The organism is Nocardioides sp. DN36 (genome assembly GCF_055380375.1).
The window spans coordinates 113,343-138,588 of sequence record NZ_AP043823.1; the positions used below are offsets into that span (position 1 = coordinate 113,343).

26 protein-coding genes are annotated in these 25,246 nt (G+C 71.3%); 12 read left to right on the forward strand and 14 right to left on the reverse strand.

The genetic code is table 11. The features are described from left to right. The first annotated feature begins 61 nt into the window (after positions 1-61). The 8 genes from ACZ43H_RS01460 (at position 62) to ACZ43H_RS01495 (ending at position 9,491) form a co-directional block, all read left to right on the forward strand. Positions 62-1,138, forward strand: a complete 1,077-nt coding sequence (locus ACZ43H_RS01460; protein WP_464587166.1) for a ScyD/ScyE family protein — start codon at positions 62-64, stop codon at positions 1,136-1,138. Positions 1,139-1,199: 61 nt separating this feature from the next. Beyond that, positions 1,200-2,402, forward strand: a complete 1,203-nt coding sequence (locus tag ACZ43H_RS01465) for an amidohydrolase (protein WP_464587168.1) — start codon at positions 1,200-1,202, stop codon at positions 2,400-2,402. 121 nt (positions 2,403-2,523) lie between these two features. Then, on the forward strand, positions 2,524-3,609 hold the full coding sequence (locus ACZ43H_RS01470) for a BMP family lipoprotein (RefSeq protein ID WP_464587170.1): 1,086 nt from the start codon (positions 2,524-2,526) through the stop codon (positions 3,607-3,609). A gap of 125 nt (positions 3,610-3,734) precedes the next feature. Next, positions 3,735-5,261 (forward strand): ABC transporter ATP-binding protein, encoded by a 1,527-nt coding sequence (locus ACZ43H_RS01475; protein WP_464587172.1) that lies wholly within the window; start codon positions 3,735-3,737, stop codon positions 5,259-5,261. Further along, positions 5,258-6,472, forward strand: coding sequence for an ABC transporter permease (locus ACZ43H_RS01480; protein ID WP_464587174.1), 1,215 nt, complete (start codon positions 5,258-5,260; stop codon positions 6,470-6,472). The genes ACZ43H_RS01475 and ACZ43H_RS01480 overlap by 4 nt, the downstream gene beginning before the upstream one ends. Then, positions 6,469-7,764, forward strand: coding sequence for an ABC transporter permease (locus ACZ43H_RS01485; protein ID WP_464587176.1), 1,296 nt, complete (start codon positions 6,469-6,471; stop codon positions 7,762-7,764). The genes ACZ43H_RS01480 and ACZ43H_RS01485 overlap by 4 nt, the downstream gene beginning before the upstream one ends. Before the next feature lie 17 nt (positions 7,765-7,781). After that, complete coding sequence (locus ACZ43H_RS01490; RefSeq protein ID WP_464587177.1) at positions 7,782-8,180, forward strand: cytidine deaminase; 399 nt, start codon at positions 7,782-7,784, stop codon at positions 8,178-8,180. A 24-nt stretch (positions 8,181-8,204) separates the two neighbouring features. Further along, on the forward strand, positions 8,205-9,491 hold the full coding sequence (locus ACZ43H_RS01495) for a thymidine phosphorylase (protein WP_464587179.1): 1,287 nt from the start codon (positions 8,205-8,207) through the stop codon (positions 9,489-9,491). A 10-nt stretch (positions 9,492-9,501) separates the two neighbouring features. Here the strand turns inward: ACZ43H_RS01495 and ACZ43H_RS01500 are convergent, their stop codons facing one another. Further along, the gene (locus ACZ43H_RS01500) at positions 9,502-9,954 is read right to left on the reverse strand and encodes a MaoC family dehydratase (protein WP_464587181.1); all 453 of its coding nucleotides are present in this window, start codon (positions 9,952-9,954) and stop codon (positions 9,502-9,504) included. A 43-nt stretch (positions 9,955-9,997) separates the two neighbouring features. Between ACZ43H_RS01500 and ACZ43H_RS01505 the strand changes: the two genes are divergently transcribed. Continuing rightward, positions 9,998-11,101: an adenosine deaminase gene (locus ACZ43H_RS01505; RefSeq protein WP_464587183.1), complete on the forward strand. Its 1,104-nt coding sequence runs from the start codon at positions 9,998-10,000 to the stop codon at positions 11,099-11,101. On the opposite strand, the gene ACZ43H_RS01510 is transcribed toward ACZ43H_RS01505, so the two are convergent. Genes ACZ43H_RS01510 through deoC form a run of 5 tightly spaced genes read right to left on the reverse strand, consistent with a single transcriptional unit; the run spans position 11,064 to position 15,593 of the window. Beyond that, a complete protein-coding gene (locus ACZ43H_RS01510; RefSeq protein ID WP_464587184.1) occupies positions 11,064-11,648 on the reverse strand; it encodes a cysteine peptidase family C39 domain-containing protein in 585 nt (194 codons plus the stop codon). The two genes, ACZ43H_RS01505 and ACZ43H_RS01510, sit on opposite strands and share 38 nt — an antisense overlap. Further along, a complete protein-coding gene (locus tag ACZ43H_RS01515) occupies positions 11,641-12,255 on the reverse strand; it encodes an ATP-binding protein (protein ID WP_464587185.1) in 615 nt (204 codons plus the stop codon). Before ACZ43H_RS01515 ends, ACZ43H_RS01510 begins: the two co-directional genes overlap by 8 nt. A gap of 7 nt (positions 12,256-12,262) precedes the next feature. Continuing rightward, positions 12,263-13,132: an aldehyde dehydrogenase family protein gene (locus tag ACZ43H_RS01520; RefSeq protein WP_464587186.1), complete on the reverse strand. Its 870-nt coding sequence runs from the start codon at positions 13,130-13,132 to the stop codon at positions 12,263-12,265. Continuing rightward, positions 13,129-14,583, reverse strand: coding sequence for an aldehyde dehydrogenase family protein (locus tag ACZ43H_RS01525; protein ID WP_464587188.1), 1,455 nt, complete (start codon positions 14,581-14,583; stop codon positions 13,129-13,131). Before ACZ43H_RS01525 ends, ACZ43H_RS01520 begins: the two co-directional genes overlap by 4 nt. 5 nt (positions 14,584-14,588) lie before the next feature. After that, positions 14,589-15,593, reverse strand: coding sequence for a deoxyribose-phosphate aldolase (deoC, locus tag ACZ43H_RS01530; protein WP_464587189.1), 1,005 nt, complete (start codon positions 15,591-15,593; stop codon positions 14,589-14,591). Between the two features lie 56 nt (positions 15,594-15,649). Here deoC and ACZ43H_RS01535 point away from each other — a divergent pair, with 56 nt between their 5' ends. Continuing rightward, positions 15,650-16,258, forward strand: coding sequence for a hypothetical protein (locus tag ACZ43H_RS01535; RefSeq protein ID WP_464587191.1), 609 nt, complete (start codon positions 15,650-15,652; stop codon positions 16,256-16,258). 11 nt (positions 16,259-16,269) lie between these two features. Here ACZ43H_RS01535 and ACZ43H_RS01540 read toward each other — a convergent pair whose 3' ends face one another. From ACZ43H_RS01540 to ACZ43H_RS01570, 7 genes are all read right to left on the reverse strand, one after another. Continuing rightward, positions 16,270-17,925 carry a phospho-sugar mutase gene (locus ACZ43H_RS01540; protein ID WP_464587192.1) on the reverse strand — a complete coding sequence of 552 codons (1,656 nt, stop codon included), beginning with the start codon at positions 17,923-17,925 and terminating at the stop codon, positions 16,270-16,272. Positions 17,926-18,013: 88 nt separating this feature from the next. Beyond that, positions 18,014-18,475 carry a P-loop nucleotide/nucleoside kinase family protein gene (locus ACZ43H_RS01545; RefSeq protein ID WP_464587194.1) on the reverse strand — a complete coding sequence of 154 codons (462 nt, stop codon included), beginning with the start codon at positions 18,473-18,475 and terminating at the stop codon, positions 18,014-18,016. A 103-nt stretch (positions 18,476-18,578) separates the two neighbouring features. Beyond that, entirely contained in the window at positions 18,579-19,955 is a 1,377-nt protein-coding gene (locus tag ACZ43H_RS01550) for an HNH endonuclease signature motif containing protein (RefSeq protein ID WP_464587197.1), read from the reverse strand. Between the two features lie 282 nt (positions 19,956-20,237). Continuing rightward, complete coding sequence (locus ACZ43H_RS01555; RefSeq protein ID WP_464587199.1) at positions 20,238-20,702, reverse strand: VOC family protein; 465 nt, start codon at positions 20,700-20,702, stop codon at positions 20,238-20,240. Positions 20,703-20,705: 3 nt separating this feature from the next. Continuing rightward, the gene (locus tag ACZ43H_RS01560; RefSeq protein ID WP_464587200.1) at positions 20,706-21,110 is read right to left on the reverse strand and encodes a hypothetical protein; all 405 of its coding nucleotides are present in this window, start codon (positions 21,108-21,110) and stop codon (positions 20,706-20,708) included. Between the two features lie 94 nt (positions 21,111-21,204). After that, complete coding sequence (locus ACZ43H_RS01565) at positions 21,205-22,200, reverse strand: aldo/keto reductase (RefSeq protein ID WP_464587202.1); 996 nt, start codon at positions 22,198-22,200, stop codon at positions 21,205-21,207. Positions 22,201-22,208: 8 nt separating this feature from the next. Next, on the reverse strand, positions 22,209-22,628 hold the full coding sequence (locus ACZ43H_RS01570; protein ID WP_464587204.1) for a MerR family transcriptional regulator: 420 nt from the start codon (positions 22,626-22,628) through the stop codon (positions 22,209-22,211). Positions 22,629-22,763: 135 nt separating this feature from the next. Between ACZ43H_RS01570 and ACZ43H_RS01575 the strand changes: the two genes are divergently transcribed. Both ACZ43H_RS01575 and ACZ43H_RS01580 read left to right on the forward strand, forming a co-directional pair. Continuing rightward, entirely contained in the window at positions 22,764-23,180 is a 417-nt protein-coding gene (locus ACZ43H_RS01575) for a DUF7144 family membrane protein (protein WP_464587206.1), read from the forward strand. Positions 23,181-23,187: 7 nt separating this feature from the next. Then, entirely contained in the window at positions 23,188-23,781 is a 594-nt protein-coding gene (locus tag ACZ43H_RS01580; RefSeq protein ID WP_464587207.1) for a hypothetical protein, read from the forward strand. 10 nt (positions 23,782-23,791) lie between these two features. On the opposite strand, the gene ACZ43H_RS01585 is transcribed toward ACZ43H_RS01580, so the two are convergent. Next, positions 23,792-25,180 carry a glutamate decarboxylase gene (locus ACZ43H_RS01585; RefSeq protein ID WP_464587209.1) on the reverse strand — a complete coding sequence of 463 codons (1,389 nt, stop codon included), beginning with the start codon at positions 25,178-25,180 and terminating at the stop codon, positions 23,792-23,794. Between the last annotated feature and the right edge of the window lie 66 nt (positions 25,181-25,246).

Consider the following 25,246-nt stretch of genomic DNA (forward strand, 5'->3'; position numbering starts at 1 on the left):
CCCCCGGGGTCGCTCGGCGATCGACGATCCGTGCAGCGATCGCTCACCCGGGAGGACCCCCATGCCACGCTCCACCAGACTCGCCGCCGGTCTCGCTGCACTCGCGCTCGCGGCGGGCGGCACCTTCGCAGGTGCCCCCGGCGCCTCGGGTGCCGTGTTCCCGCGGCACACGCTCGCGAAGCAGCTCGTCAGCCCGCTCAGCGTGGCCTTCGCGCCCGACGGCGCGGCGTACGTCGCGGAGAGCTTCGCCGGCCGGCTGGTCCGACTGGCGCCCGGGGGAGGCCTGAGCACGGTCTACCGGGCCGCCGACGGCGACGAGGTCGGTGCCGTCTCCTACCGCCGGGGCCGGGTCACGTTCGGGGTGACCAAGGCCTCGGGCCGCGCGGTCGTGAAGCGGATCAACCGGCACGGACGGGTCCGGACGATCGCCCGCCTCAAGGGGTTCGAGGCCCGGCTCAACCCCGACGGTGACGTGACCTACGGCTTCCGCCGCATCGACGCGGACTGCGCGTCCCAGTTCCCTGCAGAGTCGCCCGCGACCTACACCGGCATCGTGGAGACGCACCCCTACGGCACGGCGGTGAGGGGGCGGCGGACCTACGTCGCCGACGCCGCGGGCAACGCGATCCTGCGGGTCCGGCACCGGCGGGTGCGCACGATTGCGGTGCTGCCGGCCGTGGGCGTGACCGTCTCCGCCCAGGCGGCGCAGGCCAACGGTTTCCCCGACTGCGCGGTCGGGCTCAAGTACTGGTTCGAGCCGGTCCCCACCGACGTCGAGGTCGGCCCGGGCAGGATGCTCTTCGTCTCCGCCCTGACCGGCGGACCCGAGGACGGCAGCCTCGGTCCGCAGGGACGCGTGTACCGCATCGACCCGAGGACGGGTGATGTCACGCGCGTCGCCACCGGCATCGCCGGTGCGGTGGGCGTCGCGGTCTCGCGAAGCACCGGTGACGTCTACGTCTCCCAGCTCTTCGGCGGCCGGATCTCGGTCGTCCGGCACGGCACCCACGACGTCACGACGCTGCGCACGGCCATCCAGCCGGCGGCGGTCGAGCTCTGGCAGGGGCACGTCTACGCCACGACCAGGGTGCTCGCCGACCCGCCGGAGGGCCGGCTGGTGATGTTCAACGCCCTCTAGCGTGCGGCCGATCGACGAACAGGTGGGCGCCGGCGAGGGCCGGTGAACTAACCTCGTGCCGATGCCCGCCGACAATCCACTGGATGCTGCCGCCGCCGTCATCGACGAGACCCTGGCGGCCGTCGACGACGAGCTGGTCGAGCTGCGACGTGACCTGCATGCGCACCCGGAGCTCTCCTGGGCCGAGGGACGGACGACCGACATCGTCGCGGCGCGGGTCGAGAAGGTGGGCTGGCGCACCACCCGGCTGCCGCACGGCGGGCTGCTGGCCGACATGGGGGAGAGCGGCCCGGTCGTCGCGCTGCGCGCCGACCTCGACGCGCTCCCCGTGCAGGACGCCACGACCGACCCGTGGACGAGCACCGTCCCGGGCGTCGCCCACGCGTGCGGCCACGACGTGCACACCGCTGGGCTGGTCGGCGCCGCCCTGGCGCTCTCCGAGATCCACGCGCGCGGCCAGCTGCGCGGCCGGGTCCGGCTGCTGTTCCAGCCCGCCGAGGAGGTCATGCCGGGCGGCGCGCTGCACCTGGTCGGCGTGGGCGCCCTCGAGGACGTGGAGCGGGTCTTCGCGCTGCACTGCGACCCCGGCGTCGACCTCGGGCAGGTGGGCCTGCGGCTCGGGCCGCTGACCAGCGCCGCGGACCGGCTGGAGGTCCGCCTCGAGGGCACCGGCGGCCACACCTCCCGCCCGCACCTGACCGGCGACCTGACCTTCGCGCTGGCCAAGGTGACCACCGAGCTGCCCGCGATGCTCTCCCGCCGGCTCGACCCCCGCTCGGGCGTCAGCCTGGTCTGGGGCATCGTCAACGCCGGCGCCGCGGCCAACGTCATCCCCGACCGGGGCATGGTCGCCGGCACCGTGCGGATCCTCGACGCGGTCGCGTGGGCCGAGTGCGAGTCCCTGGTCCGCGAGCTGGTCCACGACATCGTGCGGCCCTACGGGGTCGAGGCCCACGTCGTCTACCAGCAGGGCGTGCCACCGGTCGTCAACGAGGTCGTCTCCCACCGGATCCTCTCCGGCGCGGTACGCCGCGTGCTCGGCGACCAGGGCCGGATCACCGCGCACCAGAGCCTCGGCGGCGAGGACTTCGGCTGGCTGCTCGACCAGGTCCCGGGCGCGATGGCCCGGCTGGGGACGCGCACGCCCGGCGGCCCGACGTACGACCTCCACCAGGGCAACCTGCGCATCGACGAGCGGGCCACGGGGGTGGGTGCGCGGGTGCTGGCGAACGCCGCCGTCGGCTCGTTGGTCACTGACGGATAACAACTCGGATTTCTGTCACCAATTGCCTACGCGCACGCGGGGGCCTCCTATTAGGGTGACTCGGCGTGCGTCGCGACCAGTTGATGCACCGTGACCCCATGAATATCCCCAGGAGGGCGCCGTGAAGAAGACGGCACGCACCGCAGCGGTGGTTGGCATCGCTGCCCTTGTTCTTGCCGGATGCGGCAGCCGTCCGTCGGACAACGCCGACGACAGCAGCAGCCCGACTCCGTCCGAGTCGACCAGCGCCTCGACGCCGGCGGAGAGCCACCCCGACTTCAAGGCGTGCGAGGTGTCCGACTCCGGCGGCTTCGACGACAAGTCGTTCAACCAGACCTCGCTCAAGGGCCTGACCGACGCCAAGGCCGACCTCGGCATCCAGACCGCGCAGGTCGAGTCGAACTCCGACTCGGAGTACGCCGACAACATCGACGCGCTGGTCAAGCAGGGCTGCAACTCGATCACCACCGTCGGCTTCCTCCTCGGTGACGCCACCGAGGCCGCCGCGAAGAAGAACCCGAAGGTCGACTTCTCCATCGTCGACTTCGGCTACGAGAAGCCCGCCAAGAACCTGAAGGGCCTCACCTTCAACACCGCGGAGCCCTCGTTCCTCGCCGGCTACCTCGCCGCGGCGCAGTCGGAGTCGGGCATCGTCGGCACCTTCGGCGGCCTGAACATCCCGACGGTCTCCATCTTCATGGAGGGCTTCCGCCAGGGCATCGAGCAGTTCAACAAGGACAACGGCGCCGACGTCAAGCTCCTGGGCTGGGACGGCAAGGACGGCTCGTTCCTCAACACCTTCGACGACAAGTCCAAGGGCCAGTCGGTCGCCGAGGGCATGATCCAGCAGGGCGCGGACATCATCTTCCCGGTCGCCGGTCCCGCCGGCCTCGGTGGCCTGCAGGCCGCCAAGGACAAGGGCATCCACGCCATCTGGGTCGACACCGACGGCTGCGTCTCGGCCGCCGAGTACTGCGACGTGCTCCTGACCTCGGTCATGAAGGGCATGGACGTCGCCGTGGAGTCCGCGATCAAGGACTCGGTCGACAAGAAGTTCTCCAACGAGGTCTACGTCGGCACGCTGGCCAACAACGGCGTCGGCCTGGCGCCGTACCACGACGCCGACTCGCTCATCGACCAGGACACCAAGGACAAGATCGAGGAGCTCAAGCAGCAGATCATCGACGGGACCCTGAAGGTCGGCTGACCGACACACCCGCTCGAACACGCCAGAGGCCGGGTCGGTAAGTTACCGACCCGGCTTCTCGCGTTCTACGCTCATCAGGTGCCCGCACGTCGGGGAGCCGGGAGTCACACGTTCAAAGGAGAACGATGAAGCTGGAGATCCGGGGGCTGACGAAGAGGTTCGGGTCCTTCACCGCGAACGACCACATCGACCTCACGATCGAGCCGGGCGAGATCCACTGCCTCCTCGGGGAGAACGGCGCGGGCAAGTCCACGCTCATGAACATGCTGTACGGGCTGCTGGAGCCCACCGAGGGTGAGCTGCTGCTCGACGGCGAGCCGGTCACCTTCACCTCGCCGGGCGACGCGATCGCGGCCGGCATCGGCATGGTGCACCAGCACTTCATGCTGATCCCCGTCTTCACGGTGGCCGAGAACGTCATGCTGGGCCGCGAGCAGACCCGCGGCCTGGGTTTCCTGAACCGTGCGGCCGCGGCCAAGCTGGTCCGGGAGCTGTCCTCGACCTACGGGCTGGCGGTCGACCCCGACGCCCTGGTCGAGGAGATCCCGGTCGGCGTGCAGCAGCGCGTCGAGATCATCAAGGCGCTGGCCAACCACGCCAAGGTGCTGATCCTCGACGAGCCGACCGCCGTGCTCACCCCGCAGGAGATCGACGAGCTCATGGAGATCATGCGTGAGCTCAAGAAGCAGGGCACCTCGATCATCTTCATCACCCACAAGCTGCGCGAGGTCAAGGCGATCGGCGACCGGATCAGCGTGATCCGCCGCGGCAAGGTCGTCGGCACCGCCGACCCCGGCGCCAGCGAGGCCGAGCTGGCCGAGATGATGGTCGGCCGCTCGGTGAAGCTGACCGTCGACAAGGAGCCGGCCGAGGTCGGCGCGCCCGTGCTCGAGGTCAAGGGCGTCACCGTCGTCGACCCGCGCGGCTTCCAGGTCGTCAAGGACGTGTCCTTCGAGGCGCGCGCCGGGGAGGTCCTCGGCATCGCGGGCGTCCAGGGCAACGGCCAGACCGAGCTGATCAAGTCGCTGCTCGGCCTGGTGAAGCCCGACGCCGGCGAGATCACCATCGACGGCAAGGACATCCGCAAGCACGGCCCCCGCGAGAGCCTGGCGGAGGGCATCGGCTACATCCCCGAGGACCGCTCCCACGACGGGTACGTCGGCGCCTTCAGCGTGCGCGAGAACCTCGTGCTCGACCTCTACCGCAACGACGAGTTCTCCCGCGGCCTGGCGCTGCGGCTCGACGCCCTCGAGGCGAACGCCGCGCACCGCATCGAGGAGTTCGACATCCGCACCGAGTCGATGGAGAGCACCGTCAGCTCCCTCTCGGGCGGCAACCAGCAGAAGGTCGTGGTGGCGCGGGAGTTCTCCCGCCCCCTGAAGGTGCTCATCGCCTCCCAGCCGACGCGCGGCGTCGACGTGGGGTCGATCGAGTTCATCCACAAGCGGATCATCGCCGAGCGCGACAAGGGCACGGCGGTCATCATCGTGTCGACCGAGCTCGACGAGATCTTCGCGCTGTCGGACCGCATCGCGGTCATGTACGACGGCCGCATCGTGGGCACGGTCACCCCTGACATCGCCCGCGAGGACATCGGACTGATGATGGCCGGCGCCCACGGCCCGGCCGAGGCAGCAGAGGCAACCGCATGAGCACCGACGTGAAGCCGGGCACCACCCCCGAGCCCGAGCAGACGGCCCCCGAGCCGGCGCCCGCCAAGCGCCGGCCCCTGAACGCCGACGAGTGGCTGCCCACCGTCAAGACGACGGTGGCCGCGATCATCCTGGCGCTGCTGATCGGCGCCGTCCTGATCGCCTTCTCCAGCCAGGACGTCCTCGAGACGCTGCCGTACTTCTTCTCCTACCCGTGGGACTTCTTCTCCGAGGCCGCCAAGGCCGTCGGTGAGTCCTACTGGGCGCTGCTGACCGGCTCGGTCGGCTCGGCGCACGCGATCTCGACCACGCTGGTGCGCTCGGCCCCGCTGATCTGCGCCGGTCTCGGCGTGACGCTCGCCTTCCGTGCCGGCCTGTTCAACATCGGTGCGCAGGGGCAGCTGATCCTGGGCGCGCTGGCCGCGGGCTACGTCGGGTTCACCTGGAACCTGCCCCCGGGCCTCCACCTGCTGGCCGCACTGGTCGCGGGCATCCTCGGGGGTGCCTTCTGGGGCGGGATCGCGGGCGTGCTGAAGGCCCGCACCGGCGCCCACGAGGTGATCACCACGATCATGATGAACTACCTCGCCGCGGCGCTGCTGATCTACTGCCTGGGCAAGAACGCCTTCCAGCGCCCCGGCAGCGACAACACCCAGTCGCCGCCCGTCGACGACTCCGCGACGTTCCCGACGATCGGCAACCTGCACCTCGGCGTGATCGTCGCCTTCCTGGCCGCCGCCCTGGTCTGGTGGATCCTCAACCGGTCCACGCTGGGCTTCGAGATGCGTGCGGTCGGCGCCAACGCCGATGCCTCCCGCACCGCGGGCATGAACGTCCCGGCCGTCTACACGACCGCCATGATCATCGCCGGCGGCCTGGCCGGCCTCGCCGCCACCATGGGCATCCTGGGCCACCACGACTCGTTGAGCCCGACCATGGCCGGCACCATCGGCTTCGACGCCATCACCGTCGCCCTGCTCGGACGGGCGACGCCGCTGGGCACCGTGTTCGCGGGCCTGCTGTTCGGCGCACTGAGCGTCGGTGGCGTGGCCATGCAGGCGAGCGCCGCGTCCACCCCCAAGGAGCTGACCCAGATCCTCCAGGCGCTGATCGTGCTCTTCGTGGCCGCGCCCGCGCTGGTGCAGGGGCTGATGCGCATCAAGACCGCTGAGGAGAACAAGACCGTGATGGCGAAGGGATGGGGCGGATGAGCGCCGCAGTCGTGACCGAGGCCGGCCAGGCCGACGTCGTAGCGGTCAGGGACCGGGCCGACGTACGCCGCCAGGTCAAGCTCGTCGTCGTCTTCGCGATCGTGGCGCTGCTGCTGCTGTGGTTCGCGCTCGACATCGAGAACCCGACCGTCAAGTACATCACCGGCGAGCGGGTGACCGCGGACGACCGCGGCACGGAGGTCAACGGCCTCAACATCGTGTGGGCCTGCTTCGGCGTGGCCCTGCTGGGCCTCGTCGCCGCGGCCGTCAACAAGATCCCCCGGGGCGTGGTCGGCACGATCGCCTCGATCCTGGTGGGCGTCGCGTTCTTCCTCGGGTTCATCGTGTGGTCCTACGCCGACCAGACGACCCTGGTGATCGCCAACCCCCTGCCGGGCACCGTCAAGCTCGCGACCCCGCTGGTGTTCGGCGCGCTGGCCGGCTGCCTGTGCGAGCGGGCCGGTGTCATCAACATCGCGATCGAGGGCCAGTTCCTCACCGGCGCGTTCTTCGCGTCGGTGGCCTCCAGCGCCTTCTACAGCGCCGAGATGGGACTCGTGGGCGGCATCCTCGCCGGCGTCGCCATCGCCTCGCTGCTCGCGGTCTTCGCGATGCGCTACCAGGTCAACCAGGTCGTCCTCGGTGTCGTGCTGATCGCCCTGGCGACCGGCCTGACCAGCTTCCTGCTGAGCCAGATCCCCGACGACCCCGACATCAAGGCCTACCTGAACGAGCCGCTGATCCTGGCGCCGATCAGCATCCCCGGGCTGGCCGACATCCCCGTCATCGGGCCCACGCTGTTCAACCAGACGCTGCTGGTCTACATCATGTACGTCTCCGTGGTCTTCGTGACGGTGCTGCTCTTCCAGACCAAGTGGGGCCTGCGGGTCCGCTCGGTCGGCGAGCACCCGATGGCCGCGGACACGGTCGGCATCAAGGTCAACCGGGTGCGCTGGCAGGCGGTGCTGCTCGGCGGCGTGTTCGCCGGCCTCGGTGGCGCGTGGTTCACCGTCGGCTCGACCGGCTCCTTCGACCAGGACGCCTCGGCCGGCAACGGCTTCATCGCGCTGGCAGCGGTGATCATGGGCCGTTGGCACCCCGTCTGGGCGTCGCTCTCCGCGCTGTTCTTCGGCTTCATGTGGACGCTGCAGAGCCAGCTGGCGTTCCTCGGCAAGATCCCGCCGGAGCTGCTGCGCGCCTCGCCGTACCTCGCCACGATCATCGCGGTCGCCGGCTTCGTCGGTCGGGTCCGCCCGCCGGCCGCCGACGGCGAGCCGTACACGAAGAACTGAACCCGGGAGAGCTGACCGTGACCGACGCACCGGCCGTCGACTGGGAGTCCCTGCGGTACGCCGCCGTCGAGGTGGCCGCGCACGCCTACGCGCCGTACAGCCGCTTCCACGTGGGCGCCGCAGCACTCGCGGACGACGGGCGGATGCTCGTGGGCTGCAACGTCGAGAACGCTGCGTACGGCGTCGTGCTGTGCGCGGAGTGCGGGGTCGTCTCGCAGCTGCACGCAACCGGCGGCGGGCGGTTGACGCACTTCGTGTGCGTCAACGGCGACGGCGAGGTGATCATGCCGTGCGGTCGCTGCCGCCAGCTGCTCTTCGAGCAGGGCGGCAACGAGCTGGTGCTGATGACGCCGCGCGGGCTGCGCACGATGGCCGAGGTGCTGCCCCAGGCGTTCGGCCCCGACGACCTCCACTGACCTGAACGGAACGGAAGGACTGCCATGGCGCAGCACGACGCCGTCGAGGTGATCTCTGCGAAGAGGGACCGGGCGGAGCTCAGCGACAGCCAGATCGACTGGGTGATCGATGCCTACACCAAGGGCTCCGTCGACGACGCGCAGATGTCCGCGCTGGCGATGGCGATCCTGCTCAACGGCATGGACCGCCGCGAGATCGCGCGCTGGACCGCGGCGATGATCGCCTCCGGCGAGCGGATGGACTTCTCCACGCTCTCGCGGCCCACCGCCGACAAGCACTCGACCGGCGGCGTCGGCGACAAGATCACGCTGCCGCTGGCGCCGCTCGTCGCGGCGTGCGGCGTGGCCGTGCCGCAGCTCTCGGGCCGCGGGCTCGGGCACACCGGCGGCACCCTGGACAAGCTGGAGGCGATCCCCGGCTGGCGGGCGGCCCTCTCGAACGACGAGATGTTCGCGCAGCTGGAGTCGGTCGGCGCGGTCATCTGCGCGGCCGGCGACGGGCTCGCCCCCGCCGACAAGAAGCTCTACGCCCTGCGCGACGTGACCGGCACCGTGGAGGCGATCCCGCTGATCGCCTCCTCGATCATGTCCAAGAAGATCGCCGAGGGCACCGGCTCGCTGGTCCTCGACGTCAAGGTCGGCACCGGCGCCTTCATGAAGGACGTCGACCGGGCCCGTGAGCTGGCGACCACCATGGTGGGTCTCGGCACCGACGCCGGGGTGCGCACGGTCGCCCTGCTGACCGACATGTCCACGCCGCTGGGCCTGACCGCCGGCAACGCGATCGAGGTCGCCGAGTCGGTCGAGGTGCTGGCCGGCGGCGGTCCCGCCGACGTGGTCGAGCTGACCCTGGCGCTGGCCCGCGAGATGCTTGCCGGCGCCGGTGTCACCGACGTGGACCCGGCCGACAAGCTGGCCGACGGCTCGGCGATGGACGTCTGGAACAAGATGATCCGCGCCCAGGACGGCGACCCGGACGCGCCGATGCGCGAGGCGCGGGAGAAGCACGTGGTCGCGGCCCCGGCCTCCGGCGTGCTGACCCGGCTGGACGCGATGGCGGTCGGCATGGCGGCGTGGCGTCTGGGCGCGGGCCGCGCCAAGGCGGGCGACGCCGTCCAGGACGGCGCCGGGGTCGTCTGGCACGCCCGGCCCGGCGACGAGGTGACCGCGGGAGCACCGCTGTTCACCTTGCTCACCGACGAGCCGGAGCGGTTCGACCGGGCGCTGGCCTCGCTCGAGGGTGGCTACGACATCGCCGCGGACGGCACGTCGTACCAGCCCTCGCCGCTGGTCATCGACCGCATCTCCTGAGCCGGCCCGGTCAGGGCAGCAGCAGGACCAGGAACTCGGCGACGAGGGCGGGCTTCGGCTCGCCCTCGATCTCCACGACGTAGCTCATCGTGACCTGCTTGCCCGCGGGCACGTCGGTGACCGCGGTGAAGGTGCAGGTGGCCCGCAGCCGCGAGCCGACGGGGACCGGGGTGGGGAAGCGGACCTTGTTCAGCCCGTAGTTGAGCTTGGCGCCCGGCGTCTGCAGGTCGAAGATCTGGCTGCCGAACAGCGGGAGCAGCGACAGCGTGAGGTAGCCGTGGGCGATGGTGCCGCCGAAGGGGCCGGCCTTGGCGCGCTCGACGTCGACGTGGATCCACTGGAAGTCGTCGGTCGCCTCGGCGAACCTGTTCACCCGCTCCTGGTCGATCGTCACCCAGTCGCTGGTGCCGATCTCCTCGCCGGCCGCCGCTGCGACCTCGTCCAGGGTGGTGAAGACGCGCATGTCTGCCTCCGTCGGTTCGGCGCTTCGATGATTGGATGACGCCATGACTGCCGCCTCCGCCACGGAACCTACCGTCCTCACCCGCGACCAGGTGCTCCGGGCGCCGAAGGTCCTGCTCCACGACCACCTCGACGGTGGGCTGCGCCCGGCGACGGTGCTGGAGCTGGCGAGGGAGATCGGTCACGAGCTCCCGGCCGACGACGCGGAGTCCCTGGGGCAGTGGTTCGCCGACGCGGCGGACTCCGGCTCCCTGGAGCGCTACCTCGAGACCTTCGACCACACGGTGGCGGTCATGCAGACCGGTCCGGCGCTCACCCGGATCGCGCGCGAGTGCGTCGAGGACCTCGCGGCCGACGGGGTCGTGTACGCCGAGGTGCGCTACGCGCCCGAGCAGCACGTGACGCAGGGCCTGACCCTCGACGAGGTGGTCGCGGCCGTGCAGGAGGGCTTCGACCAGGGCGTGGCGGCCAGCGGGGGTCGCATCGTGGTGCGCCAGCTGCTCACTGCGATGCGGCACGCCGCCCGGTCGATGGAGATCGCGCAGCTCGCCGTGTCGTGGCGCGACCGGGGCGTCGCCGGCTTCGACATCGCCGGGGCGGAGGCGGGCTTCCCGCCCACCCGGCACCTCGACGCCTTCGAGTACCTCCAGCGCGAGAACGCCCACTTCACCATCCACGCCGGCGAGGCGTTCGGCCTGCCGTCGATCTGGCAGGCCATCCAGTGGTGCGGCGCCGACCGGCTGGGCCACGGGGTGCGGATCATCGACGACATCACCGTGCACGACGACGGGCGCGTGGAGCTCGGCCGGCTCGCGGCGTACGTCCGTGACAAGCGGATCCCGCTGGAGCTCTGCCCCGCCTCGAACATCCAGACGGGGGCGGCGACGTCGATCGCGGAGCACCCGATCGGGCTGCTGACCGAGCTGCGCTTCCGGGTCACGGTCAACACCGACAACCGGCTGATGAGCCGGACCTCCATGACCGACGAGATGTGGTCGCTGGTGCAGGCCTTCGGCTACCGTCTCGACGACCTGCGGTGGTTCACCATCAACGCGATGAAGTCGGCGTTCCTGCCCTTCGACGAACGGCTGGCGATCATCGACCGGGTCATCAAGCCGGAGTACGCCGCGCTCGCGGCTCGACGCTGAACCAGGGCGTGGCCCACCCACCGAGGTCGAGAGGGCCCGACGCGAGCGCCCCGCGGCTCACGGAGACCAACCGGCCCGACGCCGGCTCGTAGACGTCGAGCCCGTCACCGTCGCGCCCCACGACGAGGACCACGTGGCGGGGGAGCCACCGGTTGCCCACGTAGAGCACGACCGGCCGGCCGGCGGCGGCGAGGTCGAGGACCCGGTCCGCGGCCGCGGCCCGCCCGGTGCGCACCCACCGGACGCGGTGCCGGTTGCCGGTGAGGGCGGCGAGGTGCCGGGCGACCGCCCAGGGCGCGGTGCCGAGGGCGCGTGGCCAGGGGAGCTGGAGCCGGCCCCGGGCGTCGAGGCCGGAGGTGAGCCGGCGGTGCAGCGCCAGCACCTCGGTCCCGAACGAGCCGTGACCGACGACGGACGCGGTGTAGGGCGGGTCGCCCAGCATCCGCGCCACCACGAGCGAGGCCGCACCGCAGGAGCGCCGGTCGGGCTGGGGGAGGGCCCGGCGGAACACCTCGCCGGACCCGTCGGGGCTGCCCCGTTCAGTCACCCGCCGGCTCGGGCTGGTGCAGGCTCGCGATCGCGCGGAACGCCTGGTCCGGGGTCACGGGCAGGCAGCCGCGCTCGACCGCACGGGCCACGACCCGCTGCTGGTCGCGCATCAGGGCCAGACCGCGCCGGACCAGCACGAGCGGGGGCTTGCGGCGCTCGCGCAGGTCCCGTGTCAGGCGTCGCCAGAAGGTCTTCACCGGGTGCTGGCGCACGCAGTACGCGGCCGCGAGCAGGTCGGCCTCGCGGCAGGACGGGACGACGTGCTGGGCGAAGATGCCCTCGGCCACGAAGAGGTCGTGCTCGCCGAGCTCGAGCTCGGTCGACCCGCACCGCCCGTCCCGGGCGATCTCGTAGATCGGCACCTCGGCGCGCCCCTCCCGGCAGAGCCGGTCGAGGGCGGCCATGGCGTCCCCGTGCAGCCAGGAGTCGGGGTGGTCCCAGTCGACGATGCCGGCGTTCGCCCCCGTCGTGATGCGGGGGAGCGTGGGGTCGTCGCCGTTCTTGTAGAAGTCGTCCAGCCGGAGCACCGGCAGGCCGAGTCGTTCGGCGAGCCTGGACTTGCCGGCCCCCGAGGGGCCGGCAAGCACGATCACACGGGCACGCACCGTCGGGTCACACGCCGATGGGGTGCCAGACCGTCTTGGTCTCCAGGAACGCCGTCATCGGCTCCAGGCCGGGGTCCTGGGTCCAGTCGGGCTCGGCGGCCGGGGCACGGCGTACCCGCTTGAGGTTGTCGGCCGCCGCCACCTCGAGCGAGGTCGCGAGCTCGGCGTCGCCGGCGATGCCGGTGAGGTCGAGCGCGTTGACGTCCATGTGCGAGGCGAGCCACGGGGCCACCGTCGCGGCGGAGCCGGTCAGGATGTTGACCACGCCGCCGGGCAGGTCGGAGGTCGCGAGGACCTCCGAGAACGTCACGGCGGGCAGCGGACGCTCGTAGGACGACACCACGACCACGGTGTTGCCGGTGACGATCGCCGGGGCGACCACGCTGACCAGGCCGAGCAGGCTGGAGGCCTGGGGAGCGAGCACGGCGACCACGCCGGTCGGCTCGGGCGTGGAGAGGTTGAAGAACGGCCCCGCGACCGGGTTGGCACCGCCGACGACCTGGGTGATCTTGTCGGCCCAGCCGGCGTACCAGACCAGACGGTCGATGGCCTCGTCGAGGACCTTCTCGGCCTTCGAGGAGGAGAGCCCCTCGGACTGCACCACTGCCTGCACGAACTGCGGGCGGCGGTCCTCCATGACCTCGGCGACGCGGTAGAGGATCTGCGCGCGGTTGTAGGCCGTGCGCGCCGACCAGCCGCCGAAGGCCTTGCGTGCCGCGATGACGGCGTCACGAGCGTCCTTGCGCGAGGCGAGGGCGGCGTTGGCCACGAAGGCCCCCTTCGAGTCGTTGACGACGTAGGAGTAGCCCGACTCCGAGCGCGGGAACGCGCCGCCGATGAAGAGCTTGTAGGTCTTGCGAACGTCGATGCGGCTCACTTCACGCCACCCTTCAGGTATGCCTCGAGGCCGTGCCGGCCACCCTCGCGGCCGTAGCCCGACTCCTTGTAGCCGCCGAAGGGGCTGGTCGGGTCGAACTTGTTGAACGTGTTGGCCCACACCACGCCGGCGCGCAGCTGGTTGGCCATGTGCAGGATGCGGGAGCCCTTGTCGGTCCACACGCCGGCCGAGAGGCCGTACGGCGTGTTGTTGGCCTTCTCGACCGCCTCGGAGGGCGTGCGGAAGGTCAGCACGGACAGGACCGGGCCGAAGATCTCCTCGCGGGCGATCCGGTGGGCCTGGGTGACGCCGGTGAAGATCGTCGGCGCGAACCAGAAGCCGGTGGTGGGCAGCTCGCAGGGCGGCGACCAGCGGCCGGCGCCCTCGGCCTCACCGATGGCGGACAGCTCACGGATGCGGGCCAGCTGCTCGGCGGAGTTGATGGCGCCGATGTCGGTGTTCTTGTCCAGCGGGTCACCCACGCGCAGCGTGGACATGCGGCGCTTGAGGCGGTCGAGGACCTCCTCGGCCACCGACTCCTGCACGAGGAGGCGGGAGCCGGCGCAGCAGACGTGGCCCTGGTTGAAGAAGATGCCGTTGACGATGCCCTCGACGGCCTGGTCGAGCGGGGCGTCGTCGAAGACGATGTTGGCCGCCTTGCCGCCCAGCTCGAGGGTGACCTTCTTGTCGGTGCCGGCGACGGCCTTCGCGATCGCGCGGCCGACCTCGGTCGAGCCGGTGAACGCGACCTTGTCGACGCCCGGGTGGGAGACCAGCGCCCGACCGGTGTCACCGGCGCCGGTGACGATGTTGACGACACCCGCCGGGAGGTCGGCCTGCTGGCAGATCTCGGCGAAGAGCAGCGCGGTCAGCGGCGTGGTCTCGGCCGGCTTCAGCACCACGGTGTTGCCGCAGGCCAGGGCGGGCGCGATCTTCCACGCCAGCATCAGCAGCGGGAAATTCCAGGGGATGACCTGGCCGGCGACGCCGAGCGGGGTGCTGCCGCCACTCACATTTCCGGGCAGGGCGTACTCCAGCTTGTCGGCCCAGCCGGCGTAGTAGAAGAAGTGGGCGGCGACGGTCGGGATGTCGACGTCGCGCGACTCCTTGATCGGCTTGCCGTTGTCCAGCGACTCCAGGACGGCGAGCTCGCGCCCGCGCTCCTGGATGATCCGCGCGATCCGGTAGAGGTACTTGGCGCGCTCGCGGCCGGGCATCCGGCCCCAGACCCGGTCGTAGGCCTTGCGGGCGGCCTTGACCGCCTTCTCCACGTCGGCGTCGCTGGCCTCGGCGACCTCGGCCAGCACCTCCTCGGTGGCGGGGCTGATCGTCTTGAAGGCCTTCCCGTGGCCGTCCACGAACTCACCGTCGATGAACAGGCCGTAGGACGGCTTGATGTCGACGATGCTGCGCGACTCGGGGGCGGGGGCGTACTCGAAGGGGCTCGTCATTGAGATCAGTCCAGCGTGAAGTAGTCGGGACCGGAGTAGCGGCCGGTCTGCATCTTGGTGCGCTGCATGAGCAGGTCGTTGAGCAGCGTGGAGGCGCCGAAGCGGAACCAGTCGGGGTCGAGCCAGTCCTGGCCGGCGACCTCGTTGACCATCACGAGGTACTTGATGGCGTCCTTGGTGGTGCGGATGCCGCCCGCGGGCTTCACGCCGACCATCTGGCCGGTCTGCTCGCGGAAGTCACGGACCGCCTCGAGCATGATCATCGTGACCGGCAGCGTCGCGGCCGGCTGGACCTTGCCCGTGGAGGTCTTGATGAAGTGACCGCCGGCCATCATCGCGAGCCAGCTGGCCCGGCGGACGTTGTCGTAGGTCTGCAGTTCGCCGGTCTCGAAGATGACCTTGAGGTGGGCGCTGCCGCAGGCCTCGCGCACGGCAACGATCTCGTCGTACACGTCCTTGTAGCGGCCGGACAGGAAGGCGCCACGGTCGATGACCATGTCGATCTCGTCGGCGCCGGCCTCGACCGCGTCCCGGGTGTCGGCGAGCTTGATGTCGAGGGCCGCACGGCCGCTCGGGAACGCCGTGGCCACGGCGGCGACGTTGACGCCGCTGTCACCGAGGACCTCCTTGGCGGTTGCCACCATGTCGGGGTAGACGCAGACGGCCGCCGTCATCGGGCAGGTCGGGTCGGCCGGGTCGGGGTGCATCGCCTTGGCGGCCAGCGCGCGGACCTTGCCGTGGGTGTCCTGGCCCTCGAGCGTGGTGAGGTCGACCATCCGGATCGCGAGGTCGATCGCGAACTCCTTGGCGGTCGTCTTGATCGAGCGGGTGCCGAGCGAGGCCGCGCGGGCCTCCGCGCCGACCTGGTCGACCCCGGGCAGGCCGTGCAGGAACCGCTGGAGGGACGCGTTCGTTCTCGTGATGTCGGAGAAGTCGGCGGACACCACCGGGGCACCGGTTGCACTCGACCCCTGGCCCGTGGGCATGGCAGTGGTGGGGGAGCTTGTCACCGACCCAGCATAGAGTTGGTGCGCCGGTGTGCGGCAATCGAGGTGAGGAGCACGAGGTGGTCGACCCGCAGGGTCAGACGAGCGTGGACGAGACCGTCGAGCGGTTCCACGCGACGAGCGGGAAGGTCCCCGGAGTGATCGCGATCGGCGTCGCCGCCGTGATCGTGGTGATCAGCGTGGTGGAGCGGGACCGCGGTTTCCCGCTGCCCACCGTCCTCGGCGCGGTCGCCTTCGGCATCCTCGCCTGGGCCGCGCTGATCCGGCCCCGGGTCTGGGCGACGCGGGAGCACCTGGTGATGCGCAACATGCTGCACACCGCGTGGGTCCCGCTGGCCGCCATCGAGCAGGTGGCCGTGCGCCAGGTGCTCGCGGTGAGCGCCGGCCACCGTCGCTTCGTCTCGCCGGCCATCGGCCGCACCCTGCGGCAGACGGTGAAGAACAACCGGGCCGTCAAGCCCGAGAGGGCCGTCGAGTCCTACCCCGTCTTCGTCGAGGAGCGGATCCTCCAGCTGGCCGACGACGCGCGCGTCCAGCACGGCGTACGCCGCTTCTCCGAGGAGCAGGCCGCCCTGGCCGCCGGCGCCCGCAAGGTGTGGGCGTGGCCGGAGATCGTCGGCCTGGCGGTCTTCCTCGGCGGGGCTGTCGTGGCGCTGCTGGTGGGCTGAGCCCTCCGGGCTCAGATCCCCGCGGCGGCCTTGATGTCCGCACGCAGGGCGTCGAGCCGCCCCGCGGCAGAGATCCGCGCCGCCGCGACCCCGTCCTCGGGGTTCACCGGCACCACGACCTCGAGGTAGCACTTCAGCTTGGGCTCGGTGCCGCTCGGGCGCACGATGACGCGGCCGCCCTCGGCGAGGCGGTAGCGCAGCCCCTCGGTGGGCGGCAGCTCGGCCGAGCCCTGCGACAGGTCGTCGACCTCGACCACGGCGAGACCACCGAGCGAGGTCGGCGGCGCGCTGCGCAACCGCTCCATGGCGGCGCCGATCTCGGCGAGGTCGGTGACCCGCACCGAGAGCTGGTCGGTGGCGTGCAGGCCGTGCTCGGCGGCGATGTCGTCGAGCAGGTCGGTGAGGGTGCGGCCCTCGGCCTTGGCGCCCGCCGCCAGCTCGCAGAGCAGCAGCAGTGCCGAGACACCGTCCTTGTCCTTCACGTGCTCGGGGTCGACGCAGTAGCCGAGCGCCTCCTCGTAGCCGAAGGCCAGGCCGTCGACGCGACCGATCCACTTGAAGCCGGTGAGCGTCTCGGCGTAGGGCTGGCCCGCCGCGGCGGCCATCCGGCCGAGGAGTGACGAGGACACGATCGAGGTGGCGTAGGTGCCCTGCTTGCCGGAGGCGAGCAGGTGGGACGCCAGCAGTGCGCCGACCTCGTCGCCGCGCAGCATCCGCCAGCCGTGCGGGCCGGGGACGGCCGCGGCGCAGCGGTCGGCGTCGGGGTCGTTGGCGACCACCAGGTCGGCTCCGGACTCCTCCGCGAGGGCCATGGCGAGGTCCATCGCGCCCGGCTCCTCGGGGTTGGGGAAGGAGACCGTGGGGAAGTCGGGGTCGGGCTGCTCCTGCTGGCTGACGATGCGCGGCGCCGCGAAGCCGGCGGTCTCGAGGACCTGGGCGACCGACGTGCCGCCGACGCCGTGCAGGGGGGTGTAGACGATGTCGAGGTCGCGCGGCCCGTCGCCGGCGAGGCCGGCCACGGTGTCGAGGTAGCGGTCGATGATGTGCTCGTCGAGGACCGTGCCGGCGTTGCCGCGCGGCAGGTCGGCGAGGGCGCCCACCGCCTCGATGCGGGAGGCGATCTCGGCGTCCGCGGGCGGCACGATCTGGCTGCCGTCGGCGAGGTAGACCTTGTAGCCGTTGTCCTGGGGCGGGTTGTGGCTGGCGGTGACCATCACGCCGGCGACGCAGCCCAGCTCGCGGATCGCGAAGGCCAGCAGCGGGGTCGGCAGCGGGCGGGGGAGCACGTAGGCCTTGAACCCGGCCCCGGTCATGACCTCCGCGGTGTCGCGGGCGAAGACGTCGGAGTTGTGCCGGGCGTCGTACCCGATCACGACGCTGCCCTCGCGTCCGGCGCCGTTGTCCCTGAGGTAGGCGGCGAGGCCCGCGGCCGCGCGGGTGACGACGACCCGGTTCATCCGGTTCGGCCCGGCACCGAGGGCGCCGCGCAGGCCGGCCGTGCCGAACTCCAGGGTCCCGGCGAACCGGTCGGCCAGGTCGGTGGCGTCGGCGCCGCCGGCGACGGCCTCGACGATCTGCTCGAGCTCGGCGCGGGTCTGCTCGTCAGGGTCCTCCGCGACCCACGCGCGGGCGCGGTCGAGCAGGGGAGCCACGTCTGAGGTCGTCATGAGCGGCACGCTACTGCGGCGCGCGCCGTCGGTGCGATTCGGCATCGTGACGGTGAGGACCCCGCGCGGTCGCGTCGTACGTCGCCGGTCAGCGGATGATCCGCAGCGGGCCCTCCTCGGGCGTCGGCGGCTCGAAGTGGTCGAAGTGCCGGGCAGCGAGCTCCTCGGGCAGCACGTAGTCGTCGGCGTGGCTGCCGCGTCGGGACCGCATCCGGGCCAGGACCGTCTCGCGGTCGGTCGCGAGGTAGATCGTCTCGGGCACGACGCCGGTCGGTGCGAGCAGTCGGCGGTAGTCCTCGCGCATCCGACGCGACCAGAACGAGAAGTCGAGCACGACGTCGCGCCCCGCGGCGACCAGCTCCAGCAGCCGGGCCCGCAGGCCGGCCTCGATGTCGTCGCGGACGTCCGCCGGCAGCGGCACCGTCGAGATCCCGCGACGCCACATCTCCTCGTCGAAGGAGAGGCGGACCATGCCTCGGCCCTCCAGGCGTTGGGCGTACGTCGACTTCCCGGATCGCGAAGGGCCGCACATGAAGATCACCCGGCTCACGCACGGACCCTACGTCGGGTCCGTGGCCGGCCCCGGGCAGCACGGCAGGCCCGATGACCCGGTGGGTGCCGGGTGATCGGGCCTGCGGGTGCTGCACGTGCTGTCAGTTGTTGTCGAGTCGGATGGTGCCGTGGGGTGTGACGAGGTAGCTGCGGCCGTGGGGTCCGTGCCACTCGTAGGTGCCGTCGGGTCGTCGCCGGTATCGCCATCGGCGGCTGGTCTTCGCTCGGTGATGCCGCCGGCAGAGTGGGGCGAGCAGGTCGGGTGCGGTCTGGCCCGGCGGCCCGCCCTCGTCCATCGGGACGTACGGCTCGATGTGGTCGAGGTCCGCGTGCCGGGCGTCGACGGGGCACCAGGGGAAGACGCAGTGCCCGTCGCGCAGGATCACGAGCTCGCTCATCCACGGGGGCGGGTCGTGCTCGTCCACGGCCCGACTGGTGGCGAGGTCGATGACGGGCTGGATCGTCACGCGGGAGCGGCCGACCCAGTCCTTGATCAGGTCGATGGTCGCCGGGCCGAGCCGCTCGACCGTGCCGGCCACGGTGCCGCCATCAGCGCCGCCAGCACCGCCGGCCGTTGTCGTGCTGCCTGTGGCGAGGTCGGCCAGGGAGAGGTGCAGGTAGAGCCGGGTCTTGGGCGGCCTTGGCTTCGCGGGGGCAGCGGGGACCTCGGGCTGCTGTCCGGTGACCGATAGGAGGTCGAGGGTGGCCTGCTGGGCGGCGATCACGCCGAGCGCCTTGGCCTTGCGAATCTCGAGCTCGTCCTCATCACCGAGGGCCTTGAGCTGGGCGGCCTGGTCGCAGACCAGGTCGTGGAAGGCAGTCAGGTCGAGGCTGTCGCCGGCGACGTCGAGGTAGCTGGTGCCGTCGAACCGGCCGGGGTGGTCGTGACGCAGGGTGACGTGCCAGCCGGCCTTGCCTTTCTTTTCCTTCGCCGCGATGAGGTCGGGGTCGAACTTGGCGATCGCGTGCGCCACGGTCGTCTCGACCGCCTTCCACCCAGACGATGCGAGGCGGGGTGCGAGCTGCTCGTCCACATAGGCCGCGGCGGCCTTCGAGAGCTGGTGGGTGGCCTTCGCAACCTGCCGCGCCTTGTACGGCTCGACCGCGAGGGTCTGGACGAGCCGCCAGATCCGAGGGAGCCGGAACTGCAGGTCCAGCGCGTCCGCAATCAACGCCATCCCCGCGGTGGTGGAGATCCCCAGCGTCGCGGCGACGGGCTCGGGCGCGAACGCCGCGACCGCCGGTGTCCCGTCCCCACCCAGCGACTCGTCGGTCAGGAGGACGCTGGGTCCGCCCCAGGTCGCGACCCCGGTGTCCGCGGTAGCGGGGTGCAGTACGCACCACTGCAGGGCCAGACGGAGCTTGGCGCGCTCAGCCGCGCGGGCCTCGGTGCGCTTGTGCTCGAGCAGCGCCAGCAGGCCGTCCGCGTCGAGGTCCTCGACCTCGACCGGCTCCCAGTTTGCGTCTGTTTCGAACATGTGTCCATTGTCTCAGAGGGGACCGACATCCGTCCCTGCCTGTGGACGGTTCCTGGCCCATCCGGCGAAATTCGAAGGTAAAACTTTCGGAGCAGGGCGGGGCGAACCCGCGGCCCGCGCCGCCCACCGCGGACCGCACGGCCGGGAAGCGCGCCCCAGCCACGGCGTACTTCTCCCCGTAGCTGCCAACAACAGCAACCAGAAGCAACCCGCAAGCCCGGCGGCGTGCTCAGGGACTGTGCGCCGTCACGGGGGCTGGGCACGTTGCTCGACCACCGCACCTCAGGAGACGCAGAACTCGTTGCCCTCCGGGTCGAGCATCGTGACGAAGTAGTGGTCGTGGACGGTGGAGTCGAAGTCGTCGGGGAAGCGGCGCAGGACCGAGGCGCCCGCCTCGATGAGGTCCGCGACGGCGGCCTCCACCGTCGCCCGACGCTGCTCGAGAGGGACGCTCCGGTCGCGGCCCGCGGGGTAGATGTCGAAGTGGAAGCGGTTCTTGACCGTCTTCGGCTCGGGCACGACCTGGAACCAGATGGCGGGCCCCTCGCCCTTCGGGTCGCAGATCCGGTCGGACCCGTCGCCGGTGGGGTCCAGCTCGTCCTCGGGAACGCCGACCGAGCGGTACCAGTCGTTCCAGGTGGCGTGGCCCTCCGGCGGGGGTTGCACGACGTACCCCAGGGCGGGACCCCAGAACCGCACCATCGCGGCCGGGTCGGTGCAGTCGACGGTCAGCTGCCAGGTCGTCACCGCTCAGTCCTTCGCCGCGTCCGGCCCCGCGTCGCCGGTGGCATCAGTGTCGCCGGTGTTGTCGACCTCCGCGTTCTCCGGGCGGTTCTCCGGGGCGAGGCGGCGCTCGCGCTCGGCCTCGATCTCCGCGACCTCGTCCTCGGAGGGCTTCATCTCGCGGAAGACCTCGCTGGGGTCGGCGCTGCCCGCGCTGCCCTCCTGCTCGCCGTCGGCATTCATCTCCTCGAACTCCCGCACCGTCGGCAGCTCCGCGTCGGTGTTGTCGACCTCGGCGTTCTCGGGTCGGTTCTCCGGGGCGAGGCGGCGCTCGCGCTCGGCCTCGATCTCCTCGATCTCCGACTGCGGCGGCCGTTCCTCGAGCGCCTCGCTCGCGTCGCGCTGCTCGTGCTCCTGGCGTGTCTCGCCCACTGCGACCTCCCTCGTAGGGTCGAGGTCACCCTGCCACGACGCGGCCGTCCCGTCAGGCCCCGAAAGGGTGGCGGGCGGCCGCGTCGACGGTGTGTCAGGAGTCGATGTGGCTCATGTCGCCGTACCGGTCGCCGGCCACCGCGTCCCGCGGCACGGCGTCCTCGAGTGCCTTGAGGTCGTCGTCGGAGAGCTCCACCGAGGCGGCTCCGACGTTCTCCTCGAGGTACTTCACGCGCTTGGTCCCGGGGATGGGCGCGACGTCCTCACCCTGGGCGAGCACCCAGGCGAGCGCGAGCTGGCCGGGCGTGCAGCCCTTCTGCTCCGCGATCTCGCGGACCTTGGTGACCAGGGCGAGGTTGGTGTCGAGGTTGTCGCCGCTGAAGCGGGGGAAGTACGCCGTCCGGCGCGAGTCGTCCGCGGCGAGCGCCTCCGGGTCGGTGATGGCGCCGGTCAGGATGCCCCGCCCGAGAGGGGAGTAGGGGACCAGGCCGATGCCGAGCTCGCGGATCGTCGGCAGGATCTCGTCCTCCAGGTCGCGGGTGAACAGGGAGTACTCCGTCTGCAGGGCGGTGATCGGGTGCGTCGCGTGCGCCCTGCGGATGTTGGCGGCCGAGGCCTCGGAGAGCCCGAGGTGCCGCACCTTGCCCGCCTCGACGAGCTCGGCCATCGCGCCGACGGTCTCCTCGATCGGGACACTGCGGTCCACGCGGTGCTGGTAGTAGAGGTCGATGTGGTCGACGCCGAGCCGCTGGAGCGAGGCGTCGCAGGCGGTGCGGACGTACTCCGGCCGGCCGTTGATGCCGACGCGGGTGCCGTCGGGCTTGCGCTCGTTGCCGAACTTGGTGGCGAGCTGGACCTCGTCGCGCCGTCCGGCGATGGCCTTGCCGACCAGCTGCTCGTTGGTGAACGGGCCGTACATGTCGGCGGTGTCGAGGAAGGTCACGCCGAGGTCGAGGGCGCGGTGGATGGTGTCGACGCCCTGCTGCTCGTCGCCGGTGCCGTAGAACTCCGACATGCCCATGCAGCCGAGGCCGAGGGCGGAGACGGTGAGGGAGGAGGTCGTTCCGAGAGTGCGCTGCTGAAGGGTCATGCCCCCACTCAACTGGTTGGAGTGCGCTCCAGGTCAAGCGTGGGCTGTGCGGCGTTCTCCAGCTTGTCGACGTAGATGCCGATCTTGGCGTCGATGGCGCCGAGGTGGTCCTGCACCTCGGCGAGCTGGGCCAGCACCAGCTGACGGTGCGCGCGCAGCAGGTCCAGGCGCTCGCGCTCGTTGCCGTCGCCCTCGCGGACCAGGTCGGCGTAGCGGCGTACGTCGCGGATCGGCATGCCGGTGGCGCGGAGGCGGGTGATGAGCTGGATCCACCGCAGGTCGAGGTCCGTGTAGCGGCGGTGGCCGGTCGCCGAGCGTCCGACCGGGTGCAGCATCAGGCCGTCGCGCTCGTAGTAGCGCAGGGTGTCGGCGGTGAGGCCGGTGCGTGCCGACGCCTCGGCGATGGACAGGCCAGCGGTGGGGCTCATGGGACAAGTCTCCGGGTTGGAGCCCGCTCCAGGTCCAGTGGGGTCGGGTGGGGGTCGCTCACCCGCCGGGGATGAGGACCGGACCGCGTGGCGCGGCGAGGCTGGGGACGCCACCCCGGGGCAGAGGAGCGCGCCATGGCCGACACGAGGACGAAGCCGGAGCAGACCGGCTGGATGGGCTGGATCCTGTTCGCCGCCACGATGATGCTGATGCTCGGCGTCTTCCACGCCGTGCAGGGGCTGGTGGCGATCTTCCGCGACGAGTACTACGTCGTCGGCCGGAGCGGGCTCACCCTGCACGTCGACTACACCGTGTGGGGATGGGTCCACCTGGTGCTGGGGCTGGTCGTGGCCGTGGCGGGTGCGGGGCTGCTCACGGCGCGGATGTGGGCGAGGGTCGTCGGGGTCCTGGCGGCCGGCGCCAGTGCGGTCGTCAACATGGCGTTCCTGGCGGCGTACCCGTTCTGGTCGGTGATGGTGATCCTCGTCGACGTCCTGGTGATCTGGGCGATCACGGTGCACGGGCGCGAGATCGCCGCGAACCGCACCTGAGACGACCGTGGGCTCCGCACGCACCTGGACGGCGCTGCTGTTCGTCGTCGGTTCCGCGTGCTTCCTCGTGGCGCCCCTCCCCACCTTCCTCGACCTCGTCGGCGACTCGGTCGACGCCGGGGTGTTCTTCGTCGGCTCGCTGTTCTTCACCTCGGCCGCGACGCTGCAGTGGCTGCCCGGTCGGCCACCCCGCGACCTCGACTGGTGGAGCAGCAGCTGGCAGCTGCTCGGCACGCTGTTCTTCAACGTCACGACCTACCGGGCTCTCGACACGGCGCTCGGCTCGGCCGACTACGACCAGGTGGTGTGGCGGCCCGACGCCTTCGGCTCGGTGTGCTTCCTCGTCTCCGGCGTGCTCGCGTACGTCGCGGTGGCGGGTGCGTGGTGGCAGCGCGCGCCACTGACCACTCCCGGCCTGATGGCGGGCATCAACCTGGCCGGCTGCGTCCTCTTCGGGATCTCGGCGCTTGCGGCGTACGTGGTCCCGTCGACCGCCGAGGAGGTGGACGCGGCGGTCGCGAACGCGACCACGTCGCTGGGGGCGCTCGCCTTCCTGGTCGGCGCGCTGCTGATGCTGCGGAAGGAGCCGGTCCCGGTGTGAGGTCGCGGGGTCAGTGGTGGAAGCCCTGTGCCTGCTCCTCGCGGGGCATCGGCGCCGAGAGGTCGTCGAGGTAGTCCACGGCAGCCCGCAGGTCGCGCAGGAACAGCTCGGCCATGTCGTGGCTGAAGCCGTTGCGCACCACGACCCGCAGGACCGCGAGGTCCTCCCGGTTGGGCGGCATCGTGTACGCCGGCACCAGCCAGCCCTTCTCGCGGAGCTTGCGGGAGACGTCGAAGACGTCGTACTTCGTGGTCGCGCTGCTGGCCGCGAAAGTGACGACCGGCAGCTCCCGGCCGTCGGAGACGAGCTCGAACTCCGGCATCGCGCGCACGGTCTCGGCGACGTGCACGGCCACGTCCTGGCAGGTCTGCTGGACCAGCCGGTAGCCCTCCTTGCCGAGGCGCAGGAACTGGAAGTACTGCAGCACCACCTGGGCGCCGGGGCGGGAGAAGTTCAGCGCGAAGGTCGGCATGTCGCCGCCGAGGTAGTTCACGTGGAAGACGAGGTCCTCGGGGAGGTACGCCGCATCGCGCCACAGCACCCAGCCGATGCCCGGGTAGACGAGCCCGAACTTGTGCCCCGAGGCCTGGATGGAGACCACCCGCTCCAGCCGGAAGTCCCACACCAGGTCCGGCTGCACGAACGGCGCGATGAAGCCGCCCGACGCGGCGTCGACGTGCACGGGCACCGAGACCCCCGTCTGCTGCTCGTACTCGTCGAGCTTCGCGCAGATCTCCTGCACCGGCTCGTACGTGCCGTCCATGGTGGAGCCGAGGACCGCCACCACCCCGATCGTGTTCTCGTCCACGTGGTCCAGCAGCCGGTCCGCGGTCAGGTGCAGGACGTCGCCCTCGAGGGAGACGTAGCGCGGCTCGACGTCCCAGTAGTTCGCGAACTTCTCCCAGACGACCTGCACGTTGCCGCCCATCACGATGTTGGGGCGGTCGGTGGGCAACCCCGCCCGGTGCCGGGCCTGCTGCCAGCGGCGCTTCAGCGCGAGCCCGCCGAGCATGCAGCCCTCGGAGCTGCCCGTCGTCGACGTGCCGACGCTGTCGGCCGCGTGCGGGGCGTTCCAGAGGTCCCCGAGCATCCGCACGCACCGGGACTCGATCTCGGCGGTCTGCGGGTACTCGTCCTTGTCGACCATGTTCTTGTCGAACGTGTCGGCGTACAGCCGGTCGGCCTCCTCGTCCATCCACGTGGTGACGAAGGTGGCGAGGTTGAACCGCGCGTTCCCGTCGAGGCTCACCTCGTCCAGGACGATCTGGTATGCCGTCTGCGGCAGCATCGCGTTCTCGGGGATCCGGTGCCGGGGCACCTCCGTCATCCCCGACCGGGTGAAGCGGGGGAGCAGTGTCTGCTCCAGGTCTTCTGCGCGCTTGCTCTTCAAGACTCCCATGGCGGCTGCCTCCCAGATGGACGTCCCGTCCACCCTGCGGTGCACCTCGGTGCGTGGCATCCTCCG

Excerpts from the sequence above, each read along its gene's own strand:
- ACZ43H_RS01460 (WP_464587166.1), top strand. The coding sequence starts at position 62 with ATGCCACGCTCCACCAGACTCGCCGCCGGTCTCGCTGCACTCGCGCTC.
- ACZ43H_RS01465 (WP_464587168.1), top strand. The coding sequence starts at position 1,200 with ATGCCCGCCGACAATCCACTGGATGCTGCCGCCGCCGTCATCGACGAG.
- ACZ43H_RS01475 (WP_464587172.1), top strand. The coding sequence starts at position 3,735 with ATGAAGCTGGAGATCCGGGGGCTGACGAAGAGGTTCGGGTCCTTCACC.
- ACZ43H_RS01480 (WP_464587174.1), top strand. The coding sequence starts at position 5,258 with ATGAGCACCGACGTGAAGCCGGGCACCACCCCCGAGCCCGAGCAGACG.
- ACZ43H_RS01485 (WP_464587176.1), top strand. The coding sequence starts at position 6,469 with ATGAGCGCCGCAGTCGTGACCGAGGCCGGCCAGGCCGACGTCGTAGCG.
- ACZ43H_RS01495 (WP_464587179.1), top strand. The coding sequence starts at position 8,205 with ATGGCGCAGCACGACGCCGTCGAGGTGATCTCTGCGAAGAGGGACCGG.
- ACZ43H_RS01500 (WP_464587181.1), bottom strand. The coding sequence starts at position 9,954 with ATGCGCGTCTTCACCACCCTGGACGAGGTCGCAGCGGCGGCCGGCGAG.
- ACZ43H_RS01505 (WP_464587183.1), top strand. The coding sequence starts at position 9,998 with ATGACTGCCGCCTCCGCCACGGAACCTACCGTCCTCACCCGCGACCAG.
- ACZ43H_RS01525 (WP_464587188.1), bottom strand. The coding sequence starts at position 14,583 with ATGACGAGCCCCTTCGAGTACGCCCCCGCCCCCGAGTCGCGCAGCATC.
- ACZ43H_RS01540 (WP_464587192.1), bottom strand. The coding sequence starts at position 17,925 with ATGACGACCTCAGACGTGGCTCCCCTGCTCGACCGCGCCCGCGCGTGG.
- ACZ43H_RS01550 (WP_464587197.1), bottom strand. The coding sequence starts at position 19,955 with ATGTTCGAAACAGACGCAAACTGGGAGCCGGTCGAGGTCGAGGACCTC.
- ACZ43H_RS01565 (WP_464587202.1), bottom strand. The coding sequence starts at position 22,200 with ATGACCCTTCAGCAGCGCACTCTCGGAACGACCTCCTCCCTCACCGTC.
- ACZ43H_RS01570 (WP_464587204.1), bottom strand. The coding sequence starts at position 22,628 with ATGAGCCCCACCGCTGGCCTGTCCATCGCCGAGGCGTCGGCACGCACC.
- ACZ43H_RS01575 (WP_464587206.1), top strand. The coding sequence starts at position 22,764 with ATGGCCGACACGAGGACGAAGCCGGAGCAGACCGGCTGGATGGGCTGG.
- ACZ43H_RS01585 (WP_464587209.1), bottom strand. The coding sequence starts at position 25,180 with ATGGGAGTCTTGAAGAGCAAGCGCGCAGAAGACCTGGAGCAGACACTG.